The 7,613-nt window shown below is 62.4% G+C and carries 9 protein-coding genes; all 9 read right to left on the minus strand.

Annotated elements, in window-relative coordinates:
- The coding region (locus VEK15_02610) for a hypothetical protein (protein HXV59559.1) at nt 1-403 on the minus strand (403 nt) is incomplete at its 3' end.
- A 45-nt stretch (nt 404-448) separates the two neighbouring features.
- Nucleotides 449-1,813 carry a sigma-54 dependent transcriptional regulator gene (locus VEK15_02615; protein HXV59560.1) on the minus strand — a complete coding sequence of 455 codons (1,365 nt, stop codon included), beginning with the start codon at nt 1,811-1,813 and terminating at the stop codon, nt 449-451.
- A gap of 116 nt (nt 1,814-1,929) precedes the next feature.
- Nucleotides 1,930-2,418, minus strand: a complete 489-nt coding sequence (locus VEK15_02620) for a DUF309 domain-containing protein (GenBank protein ID HXV59561.1) — start codon at nt 2,416-2,418, stop codon at nt 1,930-1,932.
- Nucleotides 2,415-3,422, minus strand: a complete 1,008-nt coding sequence (locus VEK15_02625; protein HXV59562.1) for a polyprenyl synthetase family protein — start codon at nt 3,420-3,422, stop codon at nt 2,415-2,417. The genes VEK15_02620 and VEK15_02625 overlap by 4 nt, the downstream gene beginning before the upstream one ends.
- A gap of 27 nt (nt 3,423-3,449) precedes the next feature.
- Nucleotides 3,450-3,947, minus strand: coding sequence for a YajQ family cyclic di-GMP-binding protein (locus VEK15_02630; protein ID HXV59563.1), 498 nt, complete (start codon nt 3,945-3,947; stop codon nt 3,450-3,452).
- A 49-nt stretch (nt 3,948-3,996) separates the two neighbouring features.
- Entirely contained in the window at nt 3,997-4,767 is a 771-nt protein-coding gene (locus tag VEK15_02635; protein HXV59564.1) for a TatD family hydrolase, read from the minus strand.
- The gene (locus VEK15_02640; protein ID HXV59565.1) at nt 4,764-6,935 is read right to left on the minus strand and encodes a sulfatase; all 2,172 of its coding nucleotides are present in this window, start codon (nt 6,933-6,935) and stop codon (nt 4,764-4,766) included. The genes VEK15_02635 and VEK15_02640 overlap by 4 nt, the downstream gene beginning before the upstream one ends.
- Nucleotides 6,936-6,937: 2 nt before the next feature.
- Entirely contained in the window at nt 6,938-7,264 is a 327-nt protein-coding gene (metG, locus tag VEK15_02645; GenBank protein ID HXV59566.1) for a methionine--tRNA ligase subunit beta, read from the minus strand.
- Between the two features lies 1 nt (nt 7,265).
- Nucleotides 7,266-7,613: nickel insertion protein (gene larC / locus VEK15_02650; GenBank protein ID HXV59567.1), on the minus strand; the 348-nt coding region annotated here is incomplete at its 5' end.

Raw genomic sequence — 7,613 nt, forward strand, 5'->3', positions numbered from 1 at the left:
ACACCGGCAGGAGAACGCCCGTGGTCGAGTCGAGCGACATCAGAGCTCGCGGCTCGAGGCGCTTGCCTCGCTGCCAGGAGAGTCCGGTCACCAGTTGGGGATGAGGAGAATTCTCCCTCCAGTGCTCGAGGCGCTTGACGAGCTGTCGCTGAACTCTCGTCTCGCTGTCGGAATGGCTGATGGCAAAATAGATGACGGCCCGCGTGATCTCGCGGTCGAAGTCTTCCACGAAACGTCGCGTGGCATCGTTCAGAAGCCGTTGAGTCCTCTCGAGCTGCACCGCGCTGACTTCCCGCGTGGACGAAAGCCGCAGGGGGACGGCGAGGGCGATGAGGGCCAGCAGCACCACTCCCGTCGCTGCGTGAACCGGAAAGCGTCCTATGGATCGCTTCAGCCTCGCCATAGGCTGATCTTACTTCGTCGAGAATGTCAGGGCGACGCTTTCTCGTCAGCCGTCGTTGTCCTGCGAAATCTGGTACTGCTCGAGCTTCTTGTAGAGGTTGCTCCGAGGCGTGCCGATGAGCTGAGCGGTCTGAGAGATGTTCCAGTTGTTCTCTCTCAGTTTCTCGACGAGAAAGGTCCGCTCGCTCGTCTCCTTGAACTCCTTCAACGTGCTCGGTTTGAGATCGGGAGATGCGGAATCGTCGGGGTGATGTATCGTCTCGGGGAGATCGCTCACGTCGATGACGTCCCCTTTGGCCATGATGAGGGCGCGCTCCACGGTATTCCGGAGCTCGCGCACGTTCCCCTTGAAGCGGTGTCTCTTCAACCGATCCATCGCCTCTCGCGAGAACTGCTTGGGTCGCAAGTTGTCCTCGGCGGCGAAAGACGTGACGAAATGCTCGATGAGAAGCTCGATGTCCTCGCGACGGTCTCGAAGGGGCGGGGTGGGAATGGGGATGACGGAGAGCCTGAAGTAGAGATCCTCGCGAAAATCCCCCGCCTCGATTACCTTCTTGAGGTCTTTGTTGGTCGCCGCGATGATGCGCACGTCGACCTTGATGGTCGCCTGCGAGCCCACGCGCTCGACCTCACCTTCCTGCAGGACGCGCAGGACCTTGGCCTGGGTGCGGGCGCTCATGTCCCCGACCTCGTCGAGAAAGATGGTGCCCTTGTGCGCCTGCTCGAATTTCCCGATCTGCTTGGTCGTCGCCCCCGTGAAGGAGCCCTTTTCGTGCCCGAAGAGCTCGCTTTCGATCAGGTCCTCGGGGATGGCGGCACAATTCACCTGAACGAACGGACCCCGCGATCGTTGACTGTTCGCGTGAATGGCTCTTGCGACGAGCTCCTTTCCCGTTCCCGACTCACCGGTGATGAGCACGGTGGCGTTCGTGGGTGCCGTCCGCAGGATCGCTTCCCGCACCCGCTCGAGCGCGGGTGACGAGCCGACCATCTGGTACTTGCGCTCGAAGCGAAGCCGCAGGCGGCCGACTTCGTCCACGAGCTCCTTTTTCTCGAGAGCGTTTTTGGCCTCGAGAAGCACCCGCTCGGTCTCGAGCGGCTTCTCGATGAAATCGAAGGCGCCGAGCTTGGTGGCCTGCACCGCGGTCTGGACGTTGCCGTGGCCGCTCACGACGATCACCTGGGGGGAATTCTCGCGTTCGCGAAGCTTGCCGAGAACTTCCAACCCGTCCATGCCCGGCATCTTCACGTCGAGAAAGACGAGATCCACCGGCTCCTTGTCGGTGAGAACGAGCGCTTCCGAGCCCGACGAGGCCTCGATGACGTCATACCCCTCGTACTCGAGGGTCATGCGGAGTGTCTTGCGGATCGGCTCTTCGTCGTCCACGACGAGAATACGGTGCTTGACCATCTCGCGTTCGAGTGTTTCGGGAGTATAGCACGCGACCCGAAGCCGGAAACTCGAGCCCCGATCGCAAGCAATTGAGTGTCCTCAGCCGAAGCTACGCGAGGGGGCTTGCCCCTGCTTCAAAGGTCACGGGTCTCTGCGTTCGGGGCGAGCTCGATTTCAATCCGCTTGCTCGAACGGATCGCCTTCGACAGCAGCTCAGGAAGCTCGATGCCCATGTATCTCGGGGAATCGGCCGACACCCGCTCGAGCTTGTCGAGGGCGGACCGGAGTAGCTTGGCCGCTCCCGCCTCTCGTCCAGCCGTCCGCTTCAGCGAGGAGGCGGCGAGCTGGATGAGACCCTGAATAAACCGCGAGGACCGGGAGGATGCCGGCGCCGCACGCCACAGCTCTTCCCAGACGGCATGGGCCTCCCAATAGTAGCCGGCGTTGAACAGATCCACCCCGTAGAGATAGTCCTTATTCCGATGCCAGCCGTTCTCGTCCAGAGCCCGCACGGAAGCCGCGGCCTTTCCAAACCGATAACCGCCGGGATCGCGCTCGGGATGGGCCGTTTGCCCTGGAAGATGTTTATAAGGAGGAAACGGTTTGTCGGTGTACCGCCTCACCGGTTGCGGTCGATGACGTACTGGGTCAAGAAGGCCAGAGAATCTCTGGCACTCGATTCGGGGATAGCCGCAAGCCGCTCCTGCGCCGCGAGCGCATAGCGCTGGGCCACGGCCCGGACCCTCTCGAGCGTTCGATTTCGCCGCACCAGATCCAGAATCTCCTTCCGGCTCACATCGTCGATGGCACGCCGTTCCAGGATCGCCTGCACCGTCGGAATCGCGCGCGGCTCCGCCTGAAGGGCGTAGATGATGGGGAGGGTGACGTGTCCCTCCTTGAGGTCCGAGAGAACGGGCTTGCCCAACACCTCCTCGTCGGCGGTGAAGTCGAGCAGATCATCGGCCACCTGGAATGCCATCCCCAGGTTCATTCCGTAATCCGCCATCGCTTCCCTCACGTCTTCGGAAGCCTCTCCCAGAATCGCCCCCATCTGGCCGCAACCGAGGAAAAGATAAGCGGTCTTCCGTTTCAGGATATCCAGATGCTCCTCTTCGCTCAGATCGACGGCTCCGCCTCGGGTGAGCTCGAGGATCATTCCCTCGATCATCCGCAGCGTGATCTCGCAGATCACTTCGAGTATCTGAAGGCTGCCCATCTCGATCGCGAGCGCGATGGACCGAATATAGAGAAAGTCACCGAGCAAAACGGTGAAGTCGTTCCCCAAGAGAGCGTTCAGGGATTGATGTCCGCGGCGCATGGTCGCCTCGTCGACGATATCGTCGTGAACGAGCGTCGCCGTGTGGATGAACTCGGTCACCGCAGCGTACTGCGGCCCCTTGTCCCCTCGATAACCGCAAGCCCTCGCCGCCAGGAGGAGCAACGCGGGCCGCACCCGCTTGCCGCCGCTCCGATACAGGTAACGACTCGAGGACTCGACGAGGCCGAGATGACTCTCGACCTTGTCGCGGATGATCTGTTCGACGCGGTCGAGATCGCCCTGGATGTCGTTGAAGATACTATCCAGCTGGGGCGAGGATTCGGGTGACTGGGTCTCGGGTGCAGGCATGGCGGGTTTCTCTTCTCTTTTTTGAGCCTATCGGTAGTTGATGAACTGCATCGCGATGCCGAGATCGGTCTCCTTCAGAAGTCCGATGACCGACTGCAGATCGTCTCTCTTTTTTCCGCTGATGCGGACCTGATCCCCCTGTATCGCGGCCTGCACTTTCAGCTTGGTCGTCTTCACCAGCTTGACTATCTCGCGCGCTTTTTCGACGGGAATCCCGCTCTGTAGCCCAACCCGGAGGCGAACGGTTCCTCCCAGGGCGGACTCGATGTTCCCCCGATCGAGTGCCTTCAATGGAACCCCGCGTTTCACGAGCTTCGTCTCGAGAACGTCGAGAGCGCTCCTGAGCCTCGTCTCGTCCGAGGAGGCAAGCTCGATGGCGCTCAAGTCGTCCACCAGATGGATCGCGGTGTGTGAGCCCTTGAAATCGAACCGGTTGTCGATTTCTTTCATGGAGTGTTGGATCGCGTTTCGCACCTCCTGAAGGTCGACGCGACACACGATATCGAAGGAGCTATCCGTCGCCACTGCGCCTCATTATTACGGAAATCCGGGCCCCGGGCAATGGTGGGGGCTTTCAGCGTAAATCGAACAAATCAAGGAAGTTCTCGTCTGTAGCCGCATCGACCACCTCGGGGCGCTCACCGCGCAGGCGCGCGAGGCAGTCGAGGGTCTCGACGACGAGGGCCGGCTCGTTGCGCTTCCCCCGATGAGGTACGGGCGCCAGGTAGGGGCAGTCCGTCTCGACGAGAAGCTTCTCGAGCGGAAGGGCCTTGGCCACTTCCCTCAATGGCTCGGCGTTTTTGAACGTGAGGATGCCGGAGAAGGAAATCAACAGACCCAGCCGGATCGCCGCCTCGGCCGTGGCGAGGTCGGCCGTGAACGAATGAAGGATGCCTCCGACCTCTCCGACGTCCTCCTCGTCGAGTATCTCCACCAGGTCGCGAGCGGCATCACGATGGTGGACGATGATCGGGAGCCCCAGCTCCCGAGCGACGCGGATCTGCCGCCGGAAGACGTCCCGCTGCACGTCGGGAGGCGACAGATTGTAGTGATAGTCGAGCCCGATCTCACCGATGGCCAGCAACCGAGGACGATCCGACAGTCGTTTTACTAAACCTTCCCCTCCGCGCTCGTCGAAGATCTTCGCGTCGTGAGGGTGGCAGCCCACCGCGGTATAGAGATGATGGCGGTCGACGAGAGGAAACGCTTTCTCGTAGGAGTCTTTTTCGTCGATGAGGCCGAGGGAAAGGATCGAAGACACGCCCGCACCGGCCGCGCGATCGATGACCCGATCTCGATCGGAGTCGAAGGCGTCCATGTCGAGGTGGGCGTGCGAGTCGATCATTTCGTGCGCGTCGCCTGGGTATAGCCGAGCGATTCGACCTCGCGTCGCTGTCGTTCCGTCATCTGAGAGACATCCGGCGGCGGCTCACCGGCTTTGAGCCGTTCCTGTTCCCGAAACCAGGTGAAGAGTACGTGTCTCAGGTATCGCTCTTCGAGAGAGCCGTTCCCGGCGATATTCCGGCTCTCGGCAGGGTCGACCGCCAGGTCGTAGAGCTCGGTGTGGCCGGTGCGGCTGTCCCAGATGAGCTTGTACCGCTCGTTGCGTACGCTATAGCGCGGCTTGTCCCACAACGTGCGGCTGAAAGCGGGGCGCGGGGCGGCTTGCTCTTCGGTTCCGAGAACGAGCGGCAAGAGACTCCTTCCCTGCATGGCCTCCCGGGCCGGGTGATCGCCGAGCCCGCCAATCTCGAGAAGGGTGGGGGTAAGGTCGAGAAGCTCCACGACACCCGGAACTCGGCGTGGAGGCACGCGGGGAACCCGAATGACGAGCGGCACGCGGATGCTCTCTTCGTAGAGCTGGGTGTTGTGGCCGAGAAAGCCATGCTCGAAGATCGCTTCTCCGTGGTCCGCGGTGACTACCACGACCGTCCGCTCGTCGAGGCATTCCAAGAGCTTTCCCACCAGGTCATCGACATAAGCGAGGTTGCCTTCGTACAGAGCTCCGACGCGGGCCTTGACTTCCGGAGACGGAGGGTCTCGGTTCAAGTCGTCGAGGACGGAAGCATCGGACATACCGCCTGGATAGGCGGTTGCCGGTCCGAAACGGGTGTCGAAAGGCGGTGGCGGATTGTAGGGAAAATGCGGCTCGCGAAAATGAACGTAAGCAAAGAACCGCTCATCACGGTGCTCGGCGAGCCAACTCCGGAAAGCTTTCACGACCGAATCGCCGTGGCCGGTGTAATCCTCGAGCTCGGTCACGGGGAGAAACTCCTCGAAGCCGCGGTCGAGGCCAAAGGCACGGGAGACGACGGCGTTTCCCGCGAACGCCGCGGTTCGAAACCCGGCGTCGGTGAAGATCGCGGAAACGGTCGGCACGTCGTCTCGCAAACGATCGGCGAACGTGACGATCTGGTGGCGTTCCGGATACTGGCCGGTAAAGAGCGAGCCGATGGATGCGATCGTGTAGACCGCCTGGCTCACCGCCGTGTCGAAGACGACGCTCTCGCGCCCGAGCCGATCCAGAACCGGGGTCGTGTCGCGCTCGTGACCGTAGAGCCCGGTTCGGAGCGCGTTGGCTCCGTCGAGTACGATGACCACGATGTTGAAATCGTCGAAGGCCGGCGAATTCGTCGGTCTCGCGACCGCAGGCTTGTGAGTCAGGATCTCGGAGCGCACGAGAATCGGATCGTGTGCCGCCTCGAGACTGACCTCGACGGGAGCGGCCGAGTCGAGCGCCTCTTCCCACGTCGTTACTTCCGCCTCGGCAACGACCGTATGCTCTCGGCTCACCGCGGGGGAGCGAATGGTTACCCGGACCCCGGAGCCGCGGGCCGCCGCGAGCCGAGGGCTATGGTCCGAGCCGAGTCGCAGACGCAACCGAGCCGGTGTGCCCCCCTCATGAAAGAAGGAAATCGACCCGCCCGCGGGAATGAACAAGGCGTCGTCCACCCTTGCGAACGGCCCGGGACGCCCAGCAACCGGGGAAAGGCCGTCGAAAGAGACGTCGAACCGATAGAAGGCGACCGCCAGCCGGCGTCGGTCGGCCGATGCCCGAGTCGGATCGCCCGCGTAACGAAAACGAAGCCCGACCTCGTTCCCGCCGGCGCGAAGCTCCAGCTCGCGAGGATAGCGGTCACGCCCGGCACGCAGCTCAATAGGAGGAAGCTCCTCGCCGTTCAAGGTGATGCCAATGAACTGCGTCGGGCTCCCCTCGGCGCGGAAGGGCTCGACTTCGAACCACGCCAGGTGCTTTCCCTCACGCGGACTCTCGAAGCGGAAGCTCGCCTCTTCGGAAACGGCCCACCGCAGAGAGTTGCCATCCGGCGCCACCTCGCCGTACGACCAGCCCTCGCCCAGAAGCGGCAGCGCTTGCGGAACCCCGAACTCGACGAGAATGCCGTCCCACTTCTTCTCGATGTGGGTGAGCTCGGAAGCGACGTACTCGGAGTCGCGCTCCGCACAAGCCCCGAGCGTCAGCAGCGCCAGAACAACCAGAGGGTCTTGCCGCACGGCTACTTGACGCGGCTTCCCGAGGTGACCGGCCGGTCGAAAGTCGCGATGACCGGTCCCGCATCCGTCGTTGCCGCGAGCAGCATCCCCTGGGACTCCACTCCCCGAAGCTTGGCGGGCTCCAGATTCGCGACGACGACGATGTACTTGCCGGCGAGCTCACCGGGTGTATAGGTCGCCTTGATGCCCGCGACGAGCTGACGTACCTCGCCACCGAGCTCGACCTCGAGCCTCAGAAGTCGGTCGGCCCCCTCGATCTCGGAAGCCGAGATGACTCTTGCCACCCTCAAGTCGACCTTCATGAAATCATCGATCGTGATCCGATCCACGCTACTTCCTCCGTCTCCTCTCCAACGCCGCCTGCTGAACCACTTTCAAGGGAACCCTGACCTTCGTCGCGATCCGTTTACAATCCTCGAACTCGGGTGCGCGCGTCACGACGCGGCCTCGAAACAGCCCTTCTTTGACCCGGACCTCACCGTAGCGCGTCTCGACCGAGACCCACCGGCGCTCGAGAACTTCCCGTTCGACCTCATGGGCTCGTATCCCGAGCGTCGTGCTCTCGGTGAACAACACCTCGCTCATGGCATCTCGCGAGCCGGGGGCCGCCAGGATGGTGACGTTGACCCCCGGCCTTCCTTTCTTCATCTGCACGGGCGTCAAGAAGACGTCGAGAGC

The organism is Vicinamibacteria bacterium, from assembly GCA_035620555.1.
Lineage (GTDB): Bacteria > Acidobacteriota > Vicinamibacteria > Marinacidobacterales > SMYC01 > DASPGQ01.